Source organism: Mycobacterium sp. NGS62 (assembly GCF_059812285.1).
Genome location: NZ_JCALCK010000007.1, coordinates 22487 through 46627, shown reverse-complemented (window position 1 = coordinate 46627; position 24141 = coordinate 22487). Strand labels below are relative to the sequence as shown.

25 protein-coding genes and 1 pseudogene are annotated in these 24141 nt (G+C 67.5%); 15 read left to right on the top strand and 11 right to left on the bottom strand.

What is annotated here, in order from left to right; translation table 11 throughout:
- Positions 1–91: 91 nt before the first annotated feature.
- The 11 genes from AC5Y49_RS17815 to egtE all read left to right on the top strand — a co-directional run bounded on the left by AC5Y49_RS17815 (position 92) and on the right by egtE (position 9019).
- Positions 92–1135, top strand: coding sequence for a DUF4185 domain-containing protein (locus AC5Y49_RS17815; protein ID WP_499889368.1), 1044 nt, complete (start codon positions 92–94; stop codon positions 1133–1135).
- A gap of 64 nt (positions 1136–1199) precedes the next feature.
- A complete protein-coding gene (locus AC5Y49_RS17810) occupies positions 1200–1577 on the top strand; it encodes a hypothetical protein (protein WP_499889366.1) in 378 nt (125 codons plus the stop codon).
- 105 nt (positions 1578–1682) lie between these two features.
- Complete coding sequence (locus AC5Y49_RS17805; protein WP_499889364.1) at positions 1683–1850, top strand: hypothetical protein; 168 nt, start codon at positions 1683–1685, stop codon at positions 1848–1850.
- A gap of 42 nt (positions 1851–1892) precedes the next feature.
- Positions 1893–2366, top strand: a complete 474-nt coding sequence (locus AC5Y49_RS17800; protein WP_499889362.1) for a hypothetical protein — start codon at positions 1893–1895, stop codon at positions 2364–2366.
- A gap of 88 nt (positions 2367–2454) precedes the next feature.
- The gene (locus AC5Y49_RS17795; RefSeq protein ID WP_499889360.1) at positions 2455–2883 is read left to right on the top strand and encodes an organic hydroperoxide resistance protein; all 429 of its coding nucleotides are present in this window, start codon (positions 2455–2457) and stop codon (positions 2881–2883) included.
- A 16-nt stretch (positions 2884–2899) separates the two neighbouring features.
- The gene (locus AC5Y49_RS17790) at positions 2900–3538 is read left to right on the top strand and encodes a sensor domain-containing protein (protein WP_499889554.1); all 639 of its coding nucleotides are present in this window, start codon (positions 2900–2902) and stop codon (positions 3536–3538) included.
- A 133-nt stretch (positions 3539–3671) separates the two neighbouring features.
- Positions 3672–4958: an ergothioneine biosynthesis glutamate--cysteine ligase EgtA gene (gene egtA, locus AC5Y49_RS17785; RefSeq protein WP_499889358.1), complete on the top strand. Its 1287-nt coding sequence runs from the start codon at positions 3672–3674 to the stop codon at positions 4956–4958.
- The gene (gene egtB / locus AC5Y49_RS17780; RefSeq protein ID WP_499889356.1) at positions 4955–6235 is read left to right on the top strand and encodes an ergothioneine biosynthesis protein EgtB; all 1281 of its coding nucleotides are present in this window, start codon (positions 4955–4957) and stop codon (positions 6233–6235) included. The genes egtA and egtB overlap by 4 nt, the downstream gene beginning before the upstream one ends.
- Positions 6235–6927: an ergothioneine biosynthesis protein EgtC gene (egtC, locus tag AC5Y49_RS17775; RefSeq protein WP_499889355.1), complete on the top strand. Its 693-nt coding sequence runs from the start codon at positions 6235–6237 to the stop codon at positions 6925–6927. Before egtB ends, egtC begins: the two co-directional genes overlap by 1 nt.
- The gene (gene egtD / locus AC5Y49_RS17770; protein WP_499889353.1) at positions 6924–7889 is read left to right on the top strand and encodes an L-histidine N(alpha)-methyltransferase; all 966 of its coding nucleotides are present in this window, start codon (positions 6924–6926) and stop codon (positions 7887–7889) included. The genes egtC and egtD overlap by 4 nt, the downstream gene beginning before the upstream one ends.
- Positions 7886–9019: an ergothioneine biosynthesis PLP-dependent enzyme EgtE gene (egtE, locus tag AC5Y49_RS17765; RefSeq protein WP_499889352.1), complete on the top strand. Its 1134-nt coding sequence runs from the start codon at positions 7886–7888 to the stop codon at positions 9017–9019. The genes egtD and egtE overlap by 4 nt, the downstream gene beginning before the upstream one ends.
- Before the next feature lie 7 nt (positions 9020–9026).
- Here egtE and AC5Y49_RS17760 read toward each other — a convergent pair whose 3' ends face one another.
- The 3 genes from AC5Y49_RS17760 to AC5Y49_RS17750 are packed head-to-tail and all read right to left on the bottom strand — an operon-like array spanning position 9027 to position 12015.
- On the bottom strand, positions 9027–9707 hold the full coding sequence (locus AC5Y49_RS17760) for a class I SAM-dependent methyltransferase (protein ID WP_499889351.1): 681 nt from the start codon (positions 9705–9707) through the stop codon (positions 9027–9029).
- A 10-nt stretch (positions 9708–9717) separates the two neighbouring features.
- Entirely contained in the window at positions 9718–11205 is a 1488-nt protein-coding gene (locus tag AC5Y49_RS17755; RefSeq protein WP_499889349.1) for a glutamate-cysteine ligase family protein, read from the bottom strand.
- 18 nt (positions 11206–11223) lie between these two features.
- Positions 11224–12015, bottom strand: a complete 792-nt coding sequence (locus AC5Y49_RS17750; protein ID WP_499889553.1) for a class I SAM-dependent methyltransferase — start codon at positions 12013–12015, stop codon at positions 11224–11226.
- Position 12016: 1 nt separating this feature from the next.
- On the opposite strand from AC5Y49_RS17750, the gene glpK reads away from it, so the two are divergent.
- Positions 12017–13579, top strand: coding sequence for a glycerol kinase GlpK (gene glpK, locus AC5Y49_RS17745; protein ID WP_499889348.1), 1563 nt, complete (start codon positions 12017–12019; stop codon positions 13577–13579).
- Between the two features lie 27 nt (positions 13580–13606).
- Here the strand turns inward: glpK and AC5Y49_RS17740 are convergent, their stop codons facing one another.
- Entirely contained in the window at positions 13607–14386 is a 780-nt protein-coding gene (locus AC5Y49_RS17740; protein WP_499889346.1) for a PadR family transcriptional regulator, read from the bottom strand.
- A 66-nt stretch (positions 14387–14452) separates the two neighbouring features.
- Positions 14453–15712: an MFS transporter gene (locus AC5Y49_RS17735; protein ID WP_499889344.1), complete on the bottom strand. Its 1260-nt coding sequence runs from the start codon at positions 15710–15712 to the stop codon at positions 14453–14455.
- A gap of 78 nt (positions 15713–15790) precedes the next feature.
- On the opposite strand from AC5Y49_RS17735, the gene AC5Y49_RS17730 reads away from it, so the two are divergent.
- Positions 15791–16177: a hypothetical protein gene (locus AC5Y49_RS17730; RefSeq protein WP_499889342.1), complete on the top strand. Its 387-nt coding sequence runs from the start codon at positions 15791–15793 to the stop codon at positions 16175–16177.
- A 1-nt stretch (position 16178) separates the two neighbouring features.
- On the opposite strand, the gene AC5Y49_RS17725 is transcribed toward AC5Y49_RS17730, so the two are convergent.
- A complete protein-coding gene (locus tag AC5Y49_RS17725) occupies positions 16179–17012 on the bottom strand; it encodes an RDD family protein (RefSeq protein ID WP_499889341.1) in 834 nt (277 codons plus the stop codon).
- A 145-nt stretch (positions 17013–17157) separates the two neighbouring features.
- Between AC5Y49_RS17725 and AC5Y49_RS17720 the strand changes: the two genes are divergently transcribed.
- Positions 17158–18150 (top strand): stage II sporulation protein M, encoded by a 993-nt coding sequence (locus AC5Y49_RS17720; protein WP_499889339.1) that lies wholly within the window; start codon positions 17158–17160, stop codon positions 18148–18150.
- A gap of 2 nt (positions 18151–18152) precedes the next feature.
- Here the strand turns inward: AC5Y49_RS17720 and AC5Y49_RS17715 are convergent, their stop codons facing one another.
- The 5 genes and pseudogenes from AC5Y49_RS17715 to AC5Y49_RS17695 all read right to left on the bottom strand — a co-directional run bounded on the left by AC5Y49_RS17715 (position 18153) and on the right by AC5Y49_RS17695 (position 23547).
- Complete coding sequence (locus AC5Y49_RS17715) at positions 18153–19475, bottom strand: DUF58 domain-containing protein (RefSeq protein WP_499889338.1); 1323 nt, start codon at positions 19473–19475, stop codon at positions 18153–18155.
- Positions 19475–20442, bottom strand: a pseudogene (locus AC5Y49_RS17710) (AAA family ATPase); the annotation flags it as partial. The gene AC5Y49_RS17715 and the pseudogene AC5Y49_RS17710, both read right to left, overlap by 1 nt.
- 65 nt (positions 20443–20507) lie before the next feature.
- On the bottom strand, positions 20508–21668 hold the full coding sequence (locus tag AC5Y49_RS17705; RefSeq protein WP_499889336.1) for a DUF4350 domain-containing protein: 1161 nt from the start codon (positions 21666–21668) through the stop codon (positions 20508–20510).
- Entirely contained in the window at positions 21650–22303 is a 654-nt protein-coding gene (locus AC5Y49_RS17700) for a DUF4129 domain-containing protein (protein ID WP_499889334.1), read from the bottom strand. Before AC5Y49_RS17700 ends, AC5Y49_RS17705 begins: the two co-directional genes overlap by 19 nt.
- A gap of 2 nt (positions 22304–22305) precedes the next feature.
- Entirely contained in the window at positions 22306–23547 is a 1242-nt protein-coding gene (locus AC5Y49_RS17695) for a DUF7847 domain-containing protein (protein ID WP_499889551.1), read from the bottom strand.
- Positions 23548–23655: 108 nt separating this feature from the next.
- On the opposite strand from AC5Y49_RS17695, the gene AC5Y49_RS17690 reads away from it, so the two are divergent.
- Positions 23656–24120, top strand: a complete 465-nt coding sequence (locus tag AC5Y49_RS17690) for a GatB/YqeY domain-containing protein (RefSeq protein WP_499889332.1) — start codon at positions 23656–23658, stop codon at positions 24118–24120.
- Positions 24121–24141: the final 21 nt, after the last annotated feature.

The following is a 24141-nucleotide window of genomic DNA, read 5'->3' as shown; positions in this document are numbered from 1 at the left end:
CGTTGCGCGTTTATCTCTGGCGGTTTTGGCTGCGGTGTCTTTGCTTGTGCTGCAGACTGTTTCGTTTGCGAATGCGGATCCGCCCGCACCGATGCCTGAGCCGATCCTGCAGCCGCTGATGCCGGGGGAGGTGATTCGGATCGGTCCCACCGCCGGGACCGGTACGCCTACCCGGGATTACGGCATCGGCGCCACCGACCTGTGCGAGTTCATGGAGTTCCCCACCGAAGTGCTGCAGGTCTGCGGGGACAGCTTCGCCGGCCAGGGCGTTGGATTCGGCGGCTGGTTCACCCCGATCGCGCTACGCGTGGACACCTCGTCCGTCGGCGACCCGGAAGGGGTGCGCTACACCGGGGTCACTGGCGTGTCGGAGCCGCTACTGGCCGACCCGCCGCCGCCCGGGTCGGGGCAGCTGCCCGCCGGGGTAGTGCGGATCAACCGCGACAACTACCTGCTCGTCGCCACCACCAAAGAACTGGTGCCCCAAAGTTCGCGGTTAGTGAAAGCTCAACCGGTGCAAGGGTATTGGCAGACGGTTACTGGATCGGTGCGAGATGCTTCCTATCAGGGCGGCGGGCAGTCACAGATCAGCGGCTATTACGATCCGATCCCGACCGCCGACTCGCCGACCGGCTGGGTGTACATCGTCGCCGACAGTTTCCAGCGCAATCTGCCGGTGGTGCTGTACCGGGTTGCCCCGGAGAGTTTCACCGACCGCTCTCGGTGGCAAGGTTGGGCGTCGGGACCCGATGGCGGTTGGAACAAACCGCCAACACCGTTGTGGCAGGACATGATCGGTGAGATGAGCTTCAAGCAGATCGACGGAAAGGCCGTCCTGTCGTATTTCAACTCCAACACGGGAAACATGGAAGTTCGGGTCGCCGACGAACCGACCTCACTGGGCACCGCGCCGGTGACCACGGTGGTGCAACACGACGAGTGGCCCGATCCCGCCGAAAGCCTGCCGCCACCCTACGACAACCGGCTGGCCCAGCCGTATGGCGGCTATATCTCCCCGGGGTCGACGCTCGACGAACTGCGGGTGTTTGTAAGCCAATGGCACAACAGCGATCCGCGCGCCCGGGCCCCGTATCGAGTGATCCAGTTCGCCGTCAACCCGTTCAAGCCCGAATGACTCATAGCTGTTACATAGCTAGTACCTAGCTCGGACTATCGGTTGGTCGCGCATGATGCGAACCATGAGCGAAACACCTGAAGCACGCACCGCGCCGACCACGGCCACAACTACGCCACGTCCGGACAAGCCGTATTGGCTTTATCGACTCGCTGCATGGGTCGTGATCGTCGCGGGCATCCTGTTCATCGTCACGACCATTTTCTTTGCCGGCTTCCGGATCGCCGGACATCATGGTCATGGTCACCACGGCCATCATCACGACCACCACCACTCGATGTTCCATCGCGGACCGGGCGGCGGGCCGGGCGGTGGCCCCGGTGGCGGACCCGGGGCAGTCCCTCCCGGTGGACCAGCCGGCCCCGGTGGCCCCGGCGCCGTCGCACCCGGGCCCGGGCAGCCGCCAGCGTCGGTGGCCCCGTCCTCTGCTCCGGCGCGCTAGCGCAACGTCATTACTTCACAACCCGGCGTCCCGACAATGGGACGCCGGGTTCCGACGTTGTGCCGGATTCGCAGGTAGGGCGGCGCCTGCGGCATGATGCGGGACATGAGCGATACACCTCAACGGCCGGCTCCGCCACCTGCGGCCGCGCCACCGTCGACAACGCCGGACCGGCTCTACCAAGTCGCGGCCTGGGTCGCGATCATCGCAGGAATCGTCTTCATCGCCGCGACTGCCCTGTTCGTCGTCTGCATGCTCTGGTGCTGCCACTAGTTGGCCGCGCGGCGACCCGCCGCGATGGCGCATGATCGGGGTATGACCGAAACACCCGAAGCTCCGCCGCCCGTCCCCGCCCCGCCGCCACCGCCGCCACCGCCGCCTCCGGCTGCGGCACCACAGAGCAAGCTTTACCGGACCGCCGCCCTGGTAGTGATCGCTGCCGGCATTGTTTTCATCGCGACGGCGATCTTCTTCACCGGCGCCGTGGTTAGTGGTTACAACCTCCATCACCGTCACCACCATCACGGCATGTTCAACCCCGGCGGCCCGCCGCCGCCCCCTGGGGCAGGGCAATGGCTGTTCGTGTTCCCGGGCGGACCCGGCATGGCACCCGGGCCCGGCATGGGACCCGGACCCGGCATGGGACCCGGTGGTCCGGGCGGTGCCGGATTACCGCCGATGATGCCTGGCGGGCCGGGGATGGGGCCAGGCCCCGGGCCTGGTGGTCTCTTCCCACCGCCGTCGAGCCCCGCGCCCGCTCCGCCTCCGCCTCCGCCCCCGCACCGGTAAACCGCGAAACAGAAGCCAGGGCTGCTGCAGCGCCTCCACCCGCAGCCCTGCCTTCTGTTTGGTGAGCGGTATTGGCATGATCGAGCGCATGAGTATTGAAGTCGTTTTCACTACGGAGTCCACGGCGACTGGCGGCGGCCGCGACGGTCATGTGAAGTCGTCAGACGGCCGCATCGACCTCGAGACCCGGCCGCCGAAAGAGATGGGCGGCAGCGGCGACGGCACCAATCCCGAGCAGCTGTTCTCCGCCGGTTACGCGGCCTGCTTCCTGGGCGCGCTGCGGCTGGTCGCAGGCAAGGCGGACGTCAAGTTGGACAACGCAACCGACGTCACCGTCCAGGTCGGCTTCGGCAAGGACCCCGCCGGCGGCTTCGGGCTGACCGGCAAGATCGTCGGCTACCTGCCGGGGCTGGAGCAGCAGGCGGCCGACGACCTGATGCACCAGGCGCATCAGGTGTGCCCGTACTCGAAAGCCACCCGGGGCAACGTCGACATCGACGTTTCAGCCAAGGTGTAACCGGGCATTGAATTTCGTGCGGATCAGTGCCGCGGCGGTGAGCATCGGCCTGGCCATCGCAGCGGCCCCGACAGCGGCTGCCCGCCCCTCGGACCCCGGCGTGGTGAACTACGCGGTCATGGGCAAGGGGTCGGTCGGCAACATCGTCGGCGGACCGATGCGAGACGAGTCGGTGTTCACCCAGCCGGTCCAGGCGTACTGGGTCGACGACCCGGTGTGCAACAACTGGGCGGATATCGGGTTGCCCGAGGTCTACAACGACCCGGACCTGGCCTCGTTCAACGGTGCCACCACCCAGACGTCGCCTAGCGACCAGACGCATTTCGTCAAGCAGGCGGTCGGCGTCTTCGCCACCAATGACGCCGCGGGCCGTGCTTTTCACCGCGTCGCAGACCGCACCGTCGGCTGTTCTGGTCAGGCCACCGCAATGCACCTGGACGACGGGGCCACCGAGGTGTGGTCATTCGACGGCGGGCCCGCAAGCGCCGCCGATGCCGCGTGGACCAAGCAGGAAGCCGGCACCGACCGCCGCTGCTTCAATCAAACCCGGCTGCGGGAAAACGTTGTGCTGCAGGCCAAGGTCTGTCAATCGGGCAATGCCGGCCCGGCGGTAAACGTGCTGGCCGGAGCCATGGAGAACGCGCTCGGCCAATAAGGCGCGGCGAGGCGGCCGACCGTTGCGGAATATGTCGGTGCCCTCCGGATGATGAAACGTACGGCTATCGTTGGGTAGCCGCGCGCAACCAGCGGCCTGCGACCGTCGGTCCGGGCCCGGAGGGATCTGACATATGGCGTTTGCCGTCGCGTCGCAGCTGGATGGCACGCGCCTGGCCGACGGTGAGTTGACCAGTTCGTCGGCCGCCGCGCAGTACATCACCGACACCTGCCTGTCCGACGCCCCGCTGGGCCGCGTCGGCCTGGAGATCGAGGCGCACTGTTTTGATCCGCTCGAGCCGCACCGCAGGCCCGGTTGGGACGAGATCACCGACGTCATCGCGTCGCTTCCCGGACTGCCGGGCGCCAGCGCGGTCACTGTCGAACCTGGTGGCGCGGTGGAGTTGTCGGGCCCACCGGTCCTCGGCGTCGTAGCGGCCATCGAGGCGATGGCCGCTGACCAGTCAGTGCTGCGGGCCGCGTTCGCCGCCGCCGGACTGGGTCTGGTGCTGCTGGGCGCAGACCCGCTGCGCCCGGCCAAACGGGTCAACCCGGGCGCGCGCTATGCCGCCATGGAACGGTTCTTCGTGGCCAGCCGCACCGGGGTGGCCGGCGCGGCGATGATGACGTCGACGGCGTCGGTCCAGGTCAACCTCGACGCCGGACCGCAGCCGGGGTGGGCGGCGCGGGTGCGGTTGGCACACGCGCTGGGTCCGACGATGGTGGCCATCGCCGCCAACTCCCCGCTGGTGGGTGGGCGGTTCTCCGGCTGGCTGTCCACCCGCCAGCGGGTGTGGAGCCAACTTGACTCGGCGCGCTGCGGGCCCATCCTGACCGCCAGCGGCGACGATCCCAGCACCGACTGGGCGCGCTATGCCCTGAAGGCACCGGTGATGTTGGTGCACGCCGCGCACAACGGCACTGCCGTTCCGGTGACGCACTATGTGCCGTTCGCCGATTGGGCTGACGGCCGGTCTTTGCTCAGCAGTCGCTATCCGACCACCGCTGACCTGGACTACCACCTGACCACGCTGTTTCCCCCGGTGCGGCCACGCGGGTGGCTGGAGATCCGCTACCTCGACAGTGTCCCCGACGCGATCTGGCCCGCGGTGGTGTTCACGTTGGTGACACTGCTCGACGATCCCGATGCCGCCGAACTTGCGGCCCAGGCCGTCGAACCGGTCGCCACTGCCTGGGACGCCGCGGCCCGGGTCGGGCTGGCCGACCGGCGGCTACACGCCGCAGCCCACCGCTGCGTGGCCATCGCCGCCGACCGCGCCCCCGCACACCTCAACGAGGCGATGGGCCAGCTGGTGAAAACCGTCGAGCAGGGCCGTTGTCCCGCCGACGACTTCTCCGACGAGGTGATCACGCACGGCATCGCACCAATGGTCACCCGGCTGGCGCAAGGGGAGTCGTGAATTCACGAGAAACGCTGGCCGGCGCTCTGACTCGGGCCCGAGAGCGGACCCTGCAGCTGGTCGATTTCGACGACACCGAGCTGCGTCGCCAGTACGACCCATTGATGAGCCCACTGGTATGGGACCTGGCGCACATCGGCCAGCAGGAAGAGCTGTGGCTGCTGCGTGGCGGTGCCCCGGATCGGCCGGGGAGGTTGCCGCCGGACGTCGAGGGCCTCTACGACGCCTTCGTGCACTCCCGCGCCAGCCGCGTCGAGTTGGCGCTGCTGTCACCGAAACAGGCTCGCGCATACTGCGACACAGTGCGGTCGGCGGCGCTCGACGCCCTGGACGCACTGCCCGACGATCCCGATGCCGGATTCGTCTTCGGGATGGTGGTCAGCCACGAAAACCAGCACGACGAGACGATGTTGCAGGCGTTGAATCTGCGGATCGGCTCGGCGTTGCTGCCCACCGGGGCCCCGTTGCCGTCGGGCCGGCCAGGTCTGGCAGGCACGTCGGTGCCGGTGCCCGCGGGCCCGTTCGTGCTCGGCGTCGACTCCGCCGACGAACCGTTTTCGTTGGACAACGAGCGCCCGGCACACGTCGTCGACGTCCCGGCCTTCCGGATCGGCCGGGTCCCGGTCACCAACGGTGAATGGCGGCAGTTCATTGACGACGGCGGCTACCGCCAGCCGCGGTGGTGGTCGACACGCGGCTGGGACCACTGCCGGAGCGCTGGCCTGACCGCACCGCAGTTCTGGGACGCCGACGGTCAAACGCGGACCCGGTTCGGCCACGTCGAAAACATCCCCGCCGACGAACCGGTCCAGCACGTCACTTTCTTTGAAGCCGAGGCCTACGCCGCATGGGCAGATGCCCGGCTGCCCACCGAAATCGAATGGGAGAAGGCGTGCGCGTGGGATCCGGCCGCGGGTGCGCGGCGCCGCTACCCGTGGGGCGACGACGATCCGTCCCAGACGCGTGCCAACCTCGGCGGTGCGGCGCTGCGCCCGGCACCGGTCGGCGCCTACCCTCGCGGGGCGTCAGCCTACGGAGTCGAGCAGACGCTCGGCGATGTGTGGGAATGGACCACCTCACCGCTGCAGCCGTGGCCGGGATTCACGCCGATGATCTATCGGCGCTATTCGCAGCCATTCTTCGGCGGTGACTACCGGGTGCTGCGCGGCGGGTCGTGGGCCGTCGCACCGGAAATTCTGCGGCCCAGCTTTCGCAATTGGGATCATCCGTATCGGCGGCAGATCTTCGCCGGCGTCCGATTGGCCTGGGACATCTGATGTGTCGACACCTGGGCTGGCTGGGTCGCGAGGTCGCCGTCTCGGCGCTGATGCTCGACCCGCCCTACGGTCTGCGGGTGCAGTCCTATGCGCCGCGCCGCCAAAAACATTGCCTGATGAACGCCGACGGTTGGGGCGTAGGCTTTTTCGACGGTGCGACGCCGCGGCGGTGGCGTAGCGCTGCCCCGCTGTGGGGTGACGCGTCCTTCGGTTCCATCGCTCCGGCACTGCGCAGCCACTGCGTCGTTGCCGCTGTGCGTTCGGCCACGGTCGGCATGCCGATCGAAGTCAGCGCCGCCGCGCCTTTCACCGATGGCCAGTGGCTGCTCTCCCACAACGGAATCGTCGACCGCTCGATTCTGCCCCCCACCCAATCGGCCGAATCCATGTGTGACAGCGCACTTCTCGCCGCGCTGATTTTCACCCGAGGTTGTGACAACCTTGCTGAAACCATTGTGGAGCTCGGGACGGCTGACCCCGTGGCTCGGCTGAATGTACTGGCGGCGAACGGCTCCCGGCTGTTGGCCACCACTTGGGGCGACACATTGTCGGTGTTGCGCCGCGACGACGGCGTGGTGGTGGCCAGCGAACCCTATGACGACGACCCGGACTGGGAGGACGTGCCCGACCGCCACCTCGTCGAGGTCACCGCGGACGGCGTCACCTTGACCGCACTGGGAGGACCTCGATGACGCTGACGCTGTCCAACCACCTCGCCGCAGACTCCGCCTATCAGGCGTTGCGGCGCGATGTACTCGACGGCCTGCGACAGGCTCCGAAATCATTGCCGCCCAAGTGGTTTTACGACTCGGTGGGCAGCGACCTGTTCGACCAAATCACCCGGCTGCCGGAGTATTACCCGACCCGCGCGGAAGCCGAAATCCTGCGTGGCTGCTCAGCCGAGGTGGCATCGGCCACCGGTGCGGACACCCTGGTCGAGCTGGGAAGTGGGACGTCCGAGAAGACCCGGATGTTGTTGGATGCGCTGCGTGACCGCGGCGCGCTGCGCAGATACGTGCCGTTCGATGTCGACGCCAACATGCTGTCGGTGGCCGCATCGGCAGTGCAGCGGGACTATCCCGGTATCGAGATTGCCGCAGTCTGTGGTGATTTCGAGGAGCATCTGGCTGAGATTCCCGGTGGTGGGCGGCGGCTGTTCGTGTTCCTGGGGTCAACGATCGGCAATCTGACCGCCGGGCCGCGTGGCGAGTTCCTGGCGTCGCTGGCCGCGGTGTTGCGGCCGGGCGACACTCTGCTGCTGGGTACCGATCTGGTCAAAGACACCGAGCGGCTGATCCGGGCATATGACGACGCCGCTGGAGTGACGGCGCGGTTCAACCGCAACGTGCTCTCGGTGGTCAACCGGGAACTCGACGCGGATTTTGACGTCGAAGCCTATGCGCACGTCGCTCGTTGGAACGCTGAAGAGCAGCGGATGGAGATGTGGCTGCGCGCCGAACGACCGCAGCGCGTGCAGATTCGGGCGCTCGACCTGACCGCCGAGTTCACCGCCGGTGAGGAGATGCTCACCGAGGTCTCGTGCAAGTTCCGGCCCGAGACGGTGGCCGCCGAACTGGCCGCTGTCGGCCTGCGGCGCACCCGGTGGTGGACCGACAGCGCCGGCGACTTCGGGCTGTCGCTGGCCGCCAAGTGACCTCGCTGGCAGACGGCTGGCGGTCGGCCCGTCCGCCGGTCGCCGGGCTGCACCTGGACAGTGCAGCCTGCTCGCGGCAGAGCCTGGCTGTGCTCGATGCCGCAGCCCGGCACGCCCGCCACGAGTCCGAAGTCGGCGGCTACGTCGCCGCGGCCGCCGCAGTACCGGTGCTGGACGCCGGGCGCGCCGCCGTCGCCGCGCTGGCCGGCATGCCCGATGCCGAGGTGGTGTTCACCACCGGCTCGCTGCACGCACTCGACCTGCTGCTGGGCAGTTGGCCGCCGGGCGGCCGGACTCTGGCCTGCCTGCCGGGTGAATACGGGCCCAATTTGGCGGTGATGGCCGCGCATGGTTTCGCCAGCCGCCCGTTGCCCGCCGACGGCGACGGCCGGATCGCGATCGACGAAGCGGCCGTGCGCCTGGCCACCGACCCGCCGGATCTGGTGCATCTGACCGTCGTGGCCAGCCACCGCGGGGTCGTGCAGCCGCTGGCCGAGGTGGTGCGGCTATGCGGCGAACTGGGTTTGCCGTTGATTGTGGACGCCGCCCAGGGGCTCGGCCACGTGGACTGCGCGGTAGGTGCCGACGTGACGTACACGTCGTCGCGCAAATGGCTCGCGGGCCCACGCGGGGTTGGCGCACTCGCCGTGCGTCCAGCGCTGGTGCAGCAGCTGCGGCCACGGTTGCCTCCGCCGGAATGGGTGTCGTCGCTGTCGGTGGCCCAACGACTCGAACTCGGTGAAGCCAATGTTGCGGCGCGGGTGGGTTTTTCGGTTGCGCTGGGTGAGCATCTGGCCGCCAACCCGGCGGCGGTGCGGCAACGTCTGGCTCAGGTGGGCCGTGACAGCCGCACCGTGCTGGCCGACGTCCATGGCTGGCGGGTCGTCGAAAGACCGGAAGAGCCGAGCGCGATCACCACGCTGGCCCCGACCGACGGCGCCCAACCGGACGTCGTGCGGTCCTGGCTGATCGACCACCGTCAGATCGTGACCACGGCCGCGGGAGTGGAGCGGGCGCCGCGGGAATTGGCCGCGCCGGTATTGCGGATCTCGCCGCACGTCGACACCACCACCGACGAGTTGACAGCCTTCGCCGCCGCATTGGCCGACGCGACCGCGGCCACCACCTGACGTCGCTTCAGTCGGCTTTATGCGCGGTCACCAAATAGGCCGGCAATTTCGACCGGCCCTTGTCGTCTTTGGGGAACTCCGGCAGCTGAATTGGGGCATCGGGCGCGCTGGGTGGCATGTTCGCGTGGATGAATGCCGGACGGATCTCGTCGATCTGCCAGTACTTGCTCACCGCGGCCCGCAATTCGTCCTCGTCGACCGTGTTAGGCCCCTGCTCCGCCTCGGGCGGGAAAGCGGCTTTGGCGAAAACCAAGACGTAATACACCGCGCCCGGCGCCGCGGCCTGGTGTATCGAGCGCAGGTAGCCGTCGCGGCCCTCCACTGGCAGCGAGTGAAACAACGTGGAATCGATCACGGTATTGAAGCGGCCGTCATAGCCGGTGAACGAGGTGATGTCGGCTTGGGCGAAACTCGCAGTGCGCAGTCCGCGTTCTTCCGCAGCCTTGGTGGCGGCCGCGACAGCGGTCGCGGTGAGATCGATCCCGACCACGGTGTAGCCTTCGGCCGCCAGCGCCAGCGACAGTTCGGCGTAGCCGCAGCCCGCGTCCAGCACGTCGCTGCGGACCTTGCCGTCCCGGATCAAGGTAGCCAATTCCGGCTGCGGCTCACCGATATTCCATGGCGGCGGTCCCTCGAAAACGCCTTCCTGCCGGTATGCGTTGTCCCAATCCATCACTTCATTCGCCATGAGCTCCAACCTACTCGGGCGTGGTCATCGTCTCCCAGGTGTGCACCGGCTCATTGCTGTGCATGTGGTCGCAGTAGCGGTGCAGCATCTCCGCCAACGCCGCGGGCCGAGTCATCCCGCCGGCTTGCAATGCCCGCACCGTGGACACCTGCCAGGTTGCCCCGTTACGGCCGGTTTTCGCGCGGCCCTCGATCACATCCAGAAACCGGTCGCACACCTCAGCGGCGACACCCCAGGCCTGCAGGCCCTCGTAGGCCATCGGCAACAATTGCCGCAGCACCAGTTCGTCGGTGGTCACCTCGCCCAAACCCGGCCAATACAACTGAGCGTCCAGGCCATAACGGGCCGCTTTACGGAAATTCGTATGCGCCGCGGAGAAATTCATCTTGGTCCACACCGGACGGTCTTCCTCCGACAACGTACGCAGCATGCCGTAGTAGAACGCCGAATTGGCCAGCATGTCGACGACGGTCGGTCCCGCCGGCAGCACTCGGTTCTCCACCCGCAGATGGGGACGGCCGCCGACGACGTCGTACACCGGCCGGTTCCAGCGATACACGGTTCCGTTGTGCAGACGTAACTCCGAAAGCTGTGGCGTACGGCCGGCGGCGAGCTCGGCGACCGGATCTTCGTCAGACACCTCGGGCAACAGCGACGGGAAATAGCGCACGTTCTCTTCGAAGAGGTCGAAGATCGACGTGATCCAGCGCTCCCCGAACCACACTCGAGGCCGCACCCCTTGGGTTTTCAGCTCGTCCGGCCGGGTGTCGGTGGACTGCGTGAACAGTTCGATGCGAGTCTCCGCCCACAGGTGATGGCCGAAGAAGTACGGCGAATTCGCGCCGAGCGCCAGCTGTGGACCGGCCAGCACCTGCGCGGCGTTCCAGTTGTCGGCGAAATCGGCGGGGGACACCTGCAGGTGCAATTGCATACTGGTGCAAGCAGATTCGGGGGCGATGGTGCCGGAATTCAAGCTGAGCGGTTCGGTCCCGCCGATGTCGATCTGCAAATCTTCACCGCGAGCGCGGAAGATCGAGTCGTTGAGAGCTTGATAGCGGGTGGAGTCGCTCATCCACCTGCCACGCAGATGCTCGGGCATCAGCGTCGGCAGGATCCCAATCGTCACGATGTGCGCGTTGTCGGCGTTGGCCTTTGTCTCGGCGTCGTTCAAACTTGCCCGCACGTCGGCTTCCAACTCGATTGCGGTGCGACCCGGCAACGACCGGGGCGGCACGTTGAATTCGATGTTGTAGGCGCCTAATTCGGTCTGGTAGGCCGGATCGCCGATCGACGCCAGCACATACCGGTTCGACATCGCCGGCTGGTAGTCGTCGTCGACGAGATTGCATTCGATCTCCATCCCGGTCAGCGGACGGTCGAACTCGAAGCTGGACTGCGCGAGCATCGTCTCGAAGACGTCTAGGCACAACTGCACCTTGCGCCGGTATTCCTGCCGGTGCGAATGGTTGTACGCGGCCCGTTTGACCTCTTCGCCCACATCGCCGATGCAACAGGTTCAGCGACGCTCGCGCAAGCGACTGGCCACCACGATCTGGGGGCGCGGCCGAAGCGGGGAATTGACCAAGCCGCCGCCGCGCAGCTCGAGCTGGATCGCCGGGTCGGTGTGCCGGGCCAGCGCTCGCAGCGCCGACGGGCTGTAGGCGCGCAGCGAGCTGATCACACCGTCGTGTGCCATCGGCATCACCATGGCCAGCGGCAGCATCGAGGCCAGCTGGGCGATGTGCAGCAGCGACGGTGGCCGGGGCAAATCGATGATCAGCAGCTTGTCCGCCGCGCGGCTCCCTTCGGCCAACGCCTGGGCCGCCGCCGCCGGCGGCAGGTGGTGAAACGACATCGCGAACACCGCCAGGTCGTAGCAGCCGTCGGGCGCATCGATGGCTGTCGCATCCATCTGAAGCACGGCAGCCCGCGGGTGGTGACCCAGATCACCGGCGGCGATCGCGGCCACGGAAGCGGGTTCGATGTCGGTAACTGTCAGGTCGGCGGTCGGATGCATCTCCAGCAGCGCCCGGGCCAGCCCACCATGTCCGGAGCCGAGCTCGAGGATCTTGGGATCGGGCACGTCGGCGATCTCCTCGAGCGCAATGCGGGCGAACATCTGGTGATGACCGAACAGTCGCCCGAAGCGGTCCAGGGATCGAACCACGGCGTGCTTGCGCTCGTCGACGTCGTCGCGGTCCAGATATTCCAGCCGATCGGTCTGCAAGAGCCGGTCCAGGCACGACGCTGTGGGGCCGCCGCGCGGCATGCTCTCGAGGTCGAACGTTCGTCTGCCCACATAGACCATCATGGACGATTACACGCAGTGGCCGCCGTCCCGCGGAGGAGAGCAAGTGGCTGAGTTCATCGCCTCGATCGACCAGGGCACCACCAGCACCCGCTGCATGATTTTCGACCACGATGGGGCCGAGGTGGGCCGCCACCAGCTTGAGCATGAACAGATCCTGCCGCGAGCCGGCTGGGTCGAGCATGACCCGGTCGAGATCTGGGAGCGCACTGCCTCGGTGCTGGTATCGGTATTGAACAGAACCAGCCTTGGACCCGAAGACATTGCCGCGCTGGGTATTACGAATCAGCGGGAGACCACGCTGGTGTGGAACAAGCGCACCGGCAGGCCCTACTGCAACGCCATCGTCTGGCAGGACACCCGCACCGATCGCATCGCGTCGGCGCTGGACCGCGACGGCCGCGGCGAGGTGATTCGGCGTAAAGCCGGCCTGCCGCCGGCGACGTATTTCTCCGGCGGGAAACTGCAATGGATATTGGACAACGTCGACGGCGTACGTGCTGCCGCCGAACAGGGCGACGCCGTCTTCGGCACCGCCGATACCTGGCTGCTGTGGAATCTCACCGGCGGTCCGCGCGGCGGCGTGCATGTCACTGACGTCACCAACGCCAGCCGCACCATGCTGATGAATCTGGAGACCTTGGACTGGGACGACGAGCTGCTCGCGCTGTTCGGGATACCGCGGGCGATGCTGCCCGCGATTGCGCCGTCGTCGGCTCCGCAGCCATACGGGGTCACGCGGGACAGCGGTCCGCTCGGCGGTGAGGTGCCGATCACCGGCATCCTCGGCGACCAGCACGCGGCGATGGTCGGGCAGGTGTGCCTGTCACCCGGAGATGCGAAAAACACCTACGGCACCGGCAATTTCCTGCTGCTCAACACTGGCGAAGAGATCGTGCGCTCAGCCAACGGCTTGTTGACTACGGTCTGCTATCAGTTCGGCGACGCCAAACCCGTTTACGCCCTGGAAGGTTCGATAGCGGTCACCGGCTCGGCTGTGCAGTGGCTGCGCGACCAGCTGGGCATCATCAGCGGCGCCGCGCAGAGCGAGGCGCTGGCCCGCCAGGTCGACGACAACGGCGGCGTGTATTTCGTTCCGGCGTTTTCCGGCTTGTTCGCCCCGTACTGGCGATCGGATGCCCGCGGCGCGATCGTCGGGCTGTCGCGGTACAACACCAACGCGCATCTGGCCCGCGCGACGCTGGAATCGATCTGCTACCAGAGCCGCGATGTGGTCGACGCGATGGCAGCCGACTCCGGCGTGCGCCTCGAGGTTCTCAAAGTCGACGGCGGTATCACCGCCAACGACTTGTGCATGCAGATCCAAGCCGACGTGCTCGGTGTCGACGTGGTGCGGCCGGTGATCGCCGAGACCACAGCACTGGGGGCGGCCTACGCCGCCGGCCTGGCGGTGGGGTTCTGGGCCGATCCCAATGATTTGCAGGCCAATTGGCGCGAGGACAAGCGTTGGTCGCCGGCATGGAACGATGACGAGCGCGCCGCGGGATACGCGGGCTGGCGCAAGGCGGTGCAACGCACCCTGGACTGGGTCGACGTGTCCTAAACCTTCTGGCGCTCGCGGGGTAGGGCGCTACTCGTCTTCGCTGAGTACGGTGTAGATTTCGCGCCTCGCATTGTTGACGACGTCGATGATGCGCTGCTGCTGCTCACGAGTTGCCGCATGCGCAGCTTGCGCTATCGAGGCGAGCAATTGGCCGACCGCGGTTTGTAGGTTGAGGTGCGACGGGTCGACCCCGTCAGCGATCTCCTCCCAAGGCGGGGTCGCGATCTTCTTGGCAGCGGCGCGGCCCTGCTCGGTCAGCTCGAAAAGCTTCTTGGTTCCCTCGATTTCCGATCCGACGCAGAGTCCCTCGTCGACCAGCAACTGCAGGGTCGGATACACGGAGCCCGGGCTGGGCCGCCACAGGTCCTGGCTGCGCTCGGCGATCTCCTGGATCATCTCGTAACCGTGCATCGGCCGCTCGGCCAGCAGCACCAGGATGGCGGCACGGACATCGCCGCGGCGACCGCGCCGGCCCGGGCCACCGCGGCGACCACCGCGCGGGCCGGGACCGAACCCGAGTCCGAAACCGAACCCGCCGGGACCTGACCCGCCGGAACCGAACCCGCCGGGACCGAACCCGCCGGACCCGAAGCCGCCGGGTTTGAACCCGCGGCCCAACCCCGCTCCGAATTTCGCACCGCCCGGGTTGTCGTGTCCGCGGCCATGGCTGCGGAGATTCCCGTGGACCTCGGATCGAGCCGAGCGGCGCTTTTCGTGCACCGCGCTATGAACCTGGGGGCCAGGACCGAAGCCCTCTGGGGGTCCACCGACGAAGGGCATTCCGTAAGGGCGGAAAGGTGTGCTCATGGTGTGTCTCGTTTCTGATGGCGTCACGTCTGGTGCGTGAGCGATACAGCAACGATATATCGAAAACTATCGCGATGCAACGGTGGGAGAAACATTCGTCGCCGCTGGGCCGGTTTCCGGCATAGCGAGCAGGTAGAGGGCGAATCCGCCGCCGGCCAGCGCGCCCAAGGCCAGGAATGCCGCGTGGTAGCCCGCCGCCACCACGATCCAGCCGGCGGCGAAATTCGACAGCGCAGCACCCACGCCCCAGGCGGTGGTGACGGCGCCCAGGCTGATGTTGAACCGCCCGGTGCCATGCGTGACGTCCTGCACGACCAGGGGAAATAGTGCCCCGAAAATGCCCGCACCCACCCCATCGAGCAGTTGCACACCCACCAGCCAGGACGAGTTGTCCGACAGCGTGTAGAGGAAACCGCGGGCGGCCAACACCGCGAAACCGACCAAAAAGATGGGTTTGCGCCCCCAACTGTCGGCCTTAGCGCCGGCGATATAAGCCACCGGCACCATCACCACCTGGGCTGCCACAATGCAAGCCGCCATCAACGCGGTGCCCCGCTCCTTGTTCTGCAGTGCCAGCACCTGACCGACCAGCGGCAGCATGGCTGCGTTGGCGAAATGAAACGCCACTACCGCGGCGGCGAAAATCATCAACCGCCGGTTGTGCAGCAACACTGCCAATCGGGACGGCTGCGGGTGAGCCTGCCCGGGTGCGTGGTCCATGCCGCGCGCCACGTCGTGGTCGATGCACTGCGCCGGGATCCGCAGGGTGGCCACCACGCTGAGCAGGCCCATTGCGGCGAGCACCCAGAACACCACCGCCGGGCCGAAGAAGTAGGCCAGCCCACCGGTGGTGGCCGCGGCGGCGGCGTTGCCGGCATGGTTGAAGGACTCGTTGCGCCCGATTCGCCGGGCAAAATTGCCCGGTCCCACCACGCCCAGGGTGATTGCCGCCAGGCCAGGAGCGAACACCGAACCGGCGATCCCGGTAACCGCCTGTAACGCCGAGATCGAGTAGAACGCGGGAAAAAGTGGCATCGCCAGGGCCCCCGCAGTGACGATCACCGCTCCGGCGATCAGCAGTGTCCGCTTGGCCGTGGTGCGGTCGACCACCGCACCCACCGGCGTCTGCGCCACGATTGCCGCAATCCCGCCGATGGCCATCACGAACCCGATCGAGGCCTGGTCCCACTGATAGGTCAGCAACAAATAAATTGACAAGTAGGGACCCAAACCGTCGCGCACGTCGGCCAGCGAGAAGTTCAACAAGTCCAGCGCACGCGCCAGCCGTGCCGGGATCGCCTCGGCGGCGCCGGCCGTCCTTGTCATGCCGGCACGGTAGCCAGCGAAGTTGAACTGAAGCTGGGAAGGTTTATCCGTCGTGGCGGGCTGGGTAGCACTGAACGGATGAATGACGAAAACCGCGACGTGAAGGTCGCTGCCGGCGCCGAACCGGCAGTACCCCAAAACGACGCCGACCGCAAAGGCCGGTTGCGTCTCTGGGTGAACTGGGTGCTCGCGCTGTTGACGGTGCCGGCCGCCGCGGCTGTGCTGATCTTTACGCTCGGTGCCGTGATGAGCACGGCTGCGTGCATTGACAAGCAGTGCCCCAATCTCGGGCCGAACGGAATCAGTTTCGGTGTCCTGTTCTACGGCGCGCCGGTGGTGGCGGCTCTGACCATTGTCATTTCCTTCTTCACGGCTCGCCGCCGGTGGGGCATCGTGGTTCCGGTGATCGCCTTGGCGCTGTTGGTCATCGACATCGTCATCGTCGCGGCGACGGTGGTTCAGTAACTCAACGAGGCGGTGTGAAACCGCCGCCCGGCGCAGGCCAGGGTGGTGGGGGCGGCGGCCAGTTCTGCGGAGGCGGCCCGGGGACCGGTGCGGCCAGCGGGCGCAACCGCGCCAGTTCCCGGCGGTGTCGCTCGGCGAGCACAGCGGCCAGCGCGAGTTGCGGCGGAGTTCCGGGCGGCGGCGGTGGAGCGACGCGCGCCAACACATCACCGGCGATCCGGTAGGCCATCTGATAACGCAGCCCCGGATCGAGTTGCGGTGCCCGAGAAAGGAATTGACGCGCCAGCTCGGCTTGCCCTGAGCTGAGACCGGACAATTGCAGCGACGCGGCCCACCACGCCAGTGACGGCGGCATCGGTGGGGGCGGACTCGATTTCGGGCTGCGTTCGCTGATCACCATCGTCCCGGCGAAGATGTCGCCGATTCGTTTGGCTTTCGGTGAAAGCAGACTGCAGATCACAGCGGGGCTCCCGAACAACATCCAAATTTCCACCAGCGACGCCAGGGCCCGGAACAGCGCTTGGCGGAAACGCTCTGGACCACCGTCGTCGGATACCACCCGCAGCCCCATCACGATTTTGCCGACCGTCCGGCCGCGGGTCGCCGTTTCGAAGGCCAGTGGATACCCGACCAGCACCAGCACCGTGAAGATGATCAGGATGGCGGCAGTTGCGGCGTCGTCGAACTCGGTCAGTGTGGCCGCCCACAACATCAATCCGAGCAGATAACCGACGATGATGACGACGATGTCGATCAACGCTCCGACCGCGCGCACCGGCAACTGCGCGATCTGCACATCAAGCACCACGGCATCGCCGGTGACGACCTCCGACATACTGCGAACGCTACCCATTGGCGGCGACCCGCTGCACTCGACTTCGCCGAGTTTGCGATCGCCGCTACCCCTGTGGCGGCGACCCGCTGCACTCGACTTCGCCGAGTTTGCGATCGCCGCTACGCGCGCCGCTAGCCTCGTGCAGGTGGACGTCGACGCCTTTGTGCTTGCGCACCGCGGCGCCTGGGACCGGCTCGACCGGCTGGTGCGTAACCGTCGTCGTCTCACCGGCCCGGAGATCGACGAACTTGTCGAGCTCTATCAACGGGTATCGACGCACCTGTCGATGTTGCGCTCAGCATCCTCGGAGTCGGCGCTGATCGGCCGCCTGTCGACTTTGGTGGCCCGCGCCCGCGCCGCGGTGACCGGCGCGCACGCTCCGGTCAGCAGCGAGTTCATCCGATTCTGGACGGTGTCGTTCCCGGTGGTGGCCTACCGCGCGTGGCGTTGGTGGTTGGCGACGGGTCTGGCGTTCTTCGCGGTGGCGGGCATCATCGCGCTGTGGGTGGCCGGCAGCCCCGAGGTGCAGGCCACCATCGGTACCCCAAGCGACATCGACGAATTGGTCAACCATGACGTCGCCGCGTACTACAGCGAGCATCCGGCCGTGGCGTTTGGCCTGCAGGTATGGGTCAACAACGCCTGGGTCGCCGCGAAGTGCATCGCGTTGGCCGTCGTGCTGGGCGTGCCGATCCCGTTTGTGCTGTTCCAAAACGCCGCCAACCTCGGCGCCATCGGCGGTTTGATGCTCCAGGCAGGCAAGGGCGACGTCCTGCTGGGCCTGCTGATTCCGCACGGCCTGCTGGAATTGACGGCGGTATTTCTGGCCGCCGCCGCCGGGATGCGGTTGGGCTGGGCGGTGATCTCGCCCGGACAGCGCCCCCGCGTCCAGGTGCTTGCCGAGCAGGGTCGCGCCGTCGTCGCGATCGCGGTCGGACTGGTGGCGGTGTTACTCGTTTCGGGTGTCATCGAAGCGGCAGTGACCCCATCGCCGCTGCCGACGTTTGTGCGGATCGGTATCGGGATCGCGGCCGAGGCAGCGTTTCTGGCCTACGTCGTGTACTTCGGTCGGCGCGCCGTCCTGGCCGCGGAGACCGGTGACATCGCCGACGCACCCGACGTGCTACCGACCGGCTGACCTCAGAGCCGTCCGGTGGCCTTCATCGCCAGGTAGCGGTCTGCCAGCGCGGGCGCCAACTCGGTCGGTAGCGCATCGACCACGTCCACGCCGCCCTGGCGCAGCCGCGAGGCAATCCGGTCCCGGTCATTGCGGGACCATTCGGCCGCCGCCGCGTCATACACCGCAGCCACATCGGCGCGGCCGGCAGCGAGCCGGTCGACGCGCGGATCGGTCACCGCGGCGATGATCACCTGGTGTCTGGCGGAGAGCTGCGGCAATACCGGCAGCAGTCCTTCGTCGAGAGCAGCGGCGTTGAGGTCGGTCAACAGCACCACCAGCGCACGCCGCCGGACCCGTCGCAATACCGCGGAAACCATTGCCGCGGCATCAGATTCGATGAGTTCGGGGCGCAGCGGCGCCATCGCGTCAACCAGCTGGGCGAGCAGCTCGGTCCGCGGCGAACCGAACACCGTGGCCCGCGTGACGCGGTCATGGGCGAGGAAGTCGACGTGGTCGCCGGCCCGGGATGCCAGCGCCGCCAACAGCAGCGCGGCATCCATCGACCAGTCCAGTCGCGGCCATCCACCCGGATCACCGGCGGTGGGGTCGACACCGACCCGGCCGGCCGACGTGCGTCCGGTGTCGAGCACTATGACGACCCGACGGTCACGCTCGGGCCGCCAAGTCCGGACTACGACGTCGGAGCGACGGGCGGTGGCGCGCCAGTCGATCGAGCGGACGTCGTCGCCGACGACATACTCTCGCAGCGAGTCGAATTCGGTGCCCTGGCCGCGGGTCAACGTCGGCAACAGCCCATCGATCTCGCGCAGCTTGGCCAGCCGTGCCGGGAGGTGCTTGCGGGACAGGAACGGTGGCAGTACCCGCACGGTCCCGGCTACCGGTGCCGACCACTGCCGTCCCGCCAGGCCCAGCGGTCCGAACGATCGTGCCGTGACCACCGCCGTCCGCTGATCGCCGCGGCGTGCCGGCTGCAGGCAGGTAGCCAACGGCTGTGCCTGGCCGGCAGCGATGTCAACGGTGTGAACACCGGGTTCGGCGCGCGTGCTGGGTGGCCAGGCGTCGCGGAGCTGGCCGCGAAACCGACGCCGGCCACCGTTGTGGATCAGCAGACCGACATTCGCTGACTCGCCGAGCCGCACCGACGCCGGCCCCGAACGACTGAACCGCAGGGCGCTGATCTTTGCGGCTAACCCGACGTCGACGGCCACCGCCATCAGCAGCAGCACCAGTAGCGCCAGAAAAGCCGTTGCCGGCCAAGGCGATAACGCGACCGGCAGTACACCGGCCAGCGCAACCAGCCCAGTGCGTCCAGTCAGGACCACTATCGGGGCACCGGAACCGAGGCAAGTATGCCGTCGAGCACCCCGTCGGCGGTGGCGCCTTCCAGCTCGGCTTCCGGGCGCAGCATCACCCGGTGCCGCAGGGTGGGCCGGGCCATCGCCTTCACATCGTCGGGCGTGACGTAGTTGCGCCCGGACAGCCACGCCCACGACCGGGCGGTGCCCAGCAACGCCGTGGCGCCACGCGGCGATACGCCAAGGTGCAGCGCCGGTGAGTGGCGGGTGGCGCCGACGATGTCGACGATGTAGCCCAGCAGTTCGTCGGCGACAATTACCTGGCGCACCGCCTCGCGCCCGGCGGTCAGCTCGGCGCTGCCGGCCACCGGTCGGATTGCCGACAGGTCACGCGGATCGAAGCCGTGCGCGTGCCGTCCGAGGATGGCGACCTCCGAATCACGCGCTGGCAGCGGGACTGTCAGCTTGAGTAGAAATCGGTCGAGTTGCGCTTCGGGCAACTGATAGGTGCCCTCGTATTCGATCGGATTCTGTGTCGCGGCGACGATGAACGGATCGGGCAGCGCCCGTGGTTCACCGTCGACGCTGACCTGGCGCTCTTCCATGGCTTCCAGCAGAGCGGCCTGCGTCTTGGGCGGTGTGCGGTTGATTTCGTCGGCCAGCATGAGATTGGTGAACACCGGGCCGGCGCGGAACACGAAAGCGGCGGTGCGGGCGTCGTAGACCAGCGAGCCGGTGACGTCGCCGGGCATCAGATCCGGGGTGAACTGGACCCGTTTGAACTCCAACTGCAGCGCCGCGGCCATCGCACGGACCAACAGCGTTTTCGCCACACCCGGAACGCCTTCGAGCAGCACATGGCCTCGGCATAACAGCGCGATGACCAGACCGCTGATCACGGCGTCCTGTCCGACGACGGCTTTGGCGATTTCGGCGCGCAACGCCAACAACGCCTGCCGTGCCGATTCGGCAGCCGCGGGCGGTGCGGATGCGGGGGCCGACTGGGTCATAAGCGCTGCTCCTCCTCATCGCTTCGCTCTGCATCGTCGCCAGCGCGGGTCATAAGTGTGCGACCTGCCTTTCGATGTCGTCGAGCGCACGGGCCAGCGCCACCAGATCGGTGTCGGTCGCCGGGGGCGGCCCGAACAGCGTATGCCGCACCGAGTCCGCGTCGGCGCCGCTGCGCTGCGCGACGGCCCTCGCTACCGCGGGCGCGGGCGTGGTCGAGCTCAGGCCGAGCCGGGGGGACAGCCGCTGCAGGGCCGCGGTACGCAGAGCTTGTGCTGCGCGGTCGCGGGCCCGCCGCGAACGGTACAGCCGGCCGCGGCCCTCGACCGTCTCCGACGCGCGCACGACCACCGGCAGGTCCTCGGCGACCAATGGGCCGATCCGGCGGCCCTTCCACAGCGCGAGCAGTAACACTGTCAGCGACAGTTGCCAGGCCATCCAGCCGACATTGTCGGGGATCAAATCGAAGATGGTTGCCGCGGAACTCGATTCGCCCTCGACTCGCTGCGGCGCGTACCAGACCAGGCGAGCGCGTTCGCCGGCGAGGTTCATCGCCAGTGCGGCGTTACCGGCGCGCAACAGGCCACCGTTGGTCATGAACTCGGTGCTGCCCACCAGGGTGACGGTGCGTTCACCGTCGCGGTAGCGGACCAGCGCTCCGCCGTAGCAGCTGGTGATCTGGTGATGGCCGATAGCTGTTGACGCAGCACTGAAGGTGTTGGTCGGGCCGAACTGTACCGATCCGGCGCTGTTCGCTGCGCGCAGCGCGCAATCCGGCTTGCTCTCCGGTGTGCTGGCGCCGCCGCTGCGGATGTCCGGCGCCAATGCGGCGCGGGTCCGCGACGTCGGCTCTACCAGCAGCAGGTCACCGGGGACGTCGGCGAGCCGGTGCAGCAGTGCGTCATCGGTGAGGTACTGGCTCTGCCCGATCAGCAGCAGGCTCCCCGAGCGCATCTCCCGTTCCACATCGGCAACGGTGTCGGCGGCGACGACGTCGACTCCTCCGGCGGCCAGCAGCGCCACCAATGCATGTGCGCCGTCCGGCCCGGTGGCCGTCGGATCCATCCGGCCACCCGGCCGTGCCGCGGTCAGGTAAGTGCCGACCGCCGCGACAACGCAGAGAGCGGCCAGTGTCAACAGGACCCACCGCCAAGTTCGCCAACGTCTGACCAGCGTCGACGAGCCGGTGGCCGTCACTGCACCGCCGCCCACGGGCCCAGTGCTGTCGACTGGTCGGCTGCAGGCACGTCGGTCGCCGAACCGGATCGCAGATGGTCGTCAAGGTCGGCGATCATCTGGTAGGCGGCAGATGTCCCGGGCCGTTCGCCGTAGGTGACGTCGTTGAAAGCTGCAGCGGCCCGGGCGAACTCGGAGGCGACCCGTGGTATGCGCGCGCCGGCGTCGCGGGCCAGCTCGTTGGCGGTACGGCCGGGAGCGGGCTCGAGTACGCGGGTCTCCTCCAGCGCGCGGGCGATCGCGCGCAGCCGGTGCCGAATCGCTGCGGTCCAATTCTCTTCAGCGGCAAAACCGTCCGCAGTCGCGCGGTGCGCGGCGGAACTGAGTGGCCCGCCGTCGAACAACTGGTAGTCGCCGCCGCGGCGGGTGTGTATTGTGCGCTGCGCCACCCGGATCGCGATCAGCAGCGCGATCCCCAGTAGAACGAGTAGCACCGCTATGGTGAACCATCCGCCGGGCAACGCAGACCCCTTTTCGACCAGGCGGAAGAGTAGTTCGTCGACCCAATCGTGGAATCGTTGTGTCAGCGAAGCTTTGGGGTAGATCGGTTTGGCCAGTTCGCGTTGCGCAGCCTCGTGTGCGGCATCGCGGTCGATGTCGATAGTCGGCATCCTCAGCCAATCCTCATGCCTGGATGGGTCAGCCAGAGGTAGTCGGTGGAATGTGCCGCCGCCGGACCGCTGGCGGCACCAGTCTGCAGGATCAGGTCGAACGCCTCGGCGCGGATGCGGCGATCGGTGTAAAGCAAGACCACCACACCGGCGCTGAACGGAGCGGTAATGATTCGGCCTATTGCCGATCCGACGGCGCCTATCGTCAAACCGATCAGTGTGGGCCCGCTGGACGGGTCGGCCATAAGCTGGCCGACGAAGTTGAACGGCGCCGCGACGGCACCTGCGATGACGAACACCACGACAGAGGTCAGCAACCGGATACCGAGCACCCGCCAGAAGCTGTTGCGGACCAGCGCAACGGATCTGGTGATGGCGTCCATGACGGGCAGCTGTTCCAACACGATCAGCACCGGCGCAAACGACAGCACGGTATAGAAGTAGCCCAACGCTGCGATCAGGGCCAGCACCAACGGAAGACCGAAAACGAGCGCTGCGGCGCCGCTGCCGACGGCGCCCACGGCGGTGATGAGCAGCGCCACCAGACCGACAAGCAGTATCGCGCCGACGGCTTCCAGTGCCGCCAGGCCCAGCAGTGCCGGCAGCCGCCCGCGGATTCTCGTCCAGGCTTCGCCGATGGTGATCGTGGACCCGAATACCGCGCGGCCGACGACGACGGTGAGCATGCCGCTGAGCAGGATCCCCGCCAGCCAAGTGATGAGGCCGCTGGCAGCAGCCGAGATCAGCCCAGCGGCCACATCACCGCCAGTGGGCTCGTCGGGCGATGCCGTCGTGAGCCGGCTGGTGCCGGCAATCGGTCCGGCCGCGATCATCAACGCGATGGCCTGTGTGATCACGACGATGATCGCCGTGAGCCCGAGAGCTGTTTTCGGATTGGCCCGGACATAGCCGACTGCGCCATTGAAGATTTCGCTTAGTCCCAACGGGCGCAGTGGGATGATCCCCGGCCGGAAACCGCCCGGGTGGAACTGCGGCGGGCCGCCGTAGCCGGGCGGCGGACCCCCGTAGCCAGGCGGCGGACCCCCGTAGCCAGGTGGCGATCCATAACCAGGCGGAGGCGGATAGCCGGGTGGCGGCCCATACCCCGGCGGCGGGCCGCCGGCCGGCGGTCCATACCCAGGGGGCGGATAGCCCGCCGGGGGGTATCCCGGGGGACCGTAACCTGGCGGCGGGTTCCACCCCTCGGGGTATTCGGGGTAGTCGAACGGCGGCGTGCTCACCAGGTGGCGCCGCCGTCGTCGATCATGACTCCCATCCTGTCGGCCACGAGGGTATTTCTCAATGTCTCGCAAGGTCCCGCGGCGCCAGATGGCTCGCGTAGCGTCTGAGCTATGGCCGACCTCAAATCCCGGCTGCGCGCCGACTTGACCGAAGCGATGAAGACGCGGGACAAATTGCGGACCGCGACCCTGCGCATGTTGCTGGCCGCGATCCAGACCGAGGAAGTCTCCGGCAAGCAGTCGCGGGAACTCTCCGACGACGAGGTGCTCAAGGTATTGGCCCGGGAATCCCGCAAACGGGGGGAAGCCGCCGAGATCTACACCCAAAACGGCCGCGGCGAGCTCGCCGCCGAGGAACACGCCGAAGCGCGGGTCATCGACGAATACCTGCCCACCCCGCTCACCGAGGGTGAGCTCGCCGACGTCGTCGACACCGCGGTCGCCCAGGTGGCCGAGCAACTCGGCGAGCGGCCCAGCATGAAACAGATGGGCATGGTGATGAAGGCGGCCACCGCGATCGCCGCCGGCAAGGCCGACGGAGCCCGGCTGTCGGCGGCGGTGAAGGACCGCCTTTAGTCGCGGCAATCGTTTGCCCTG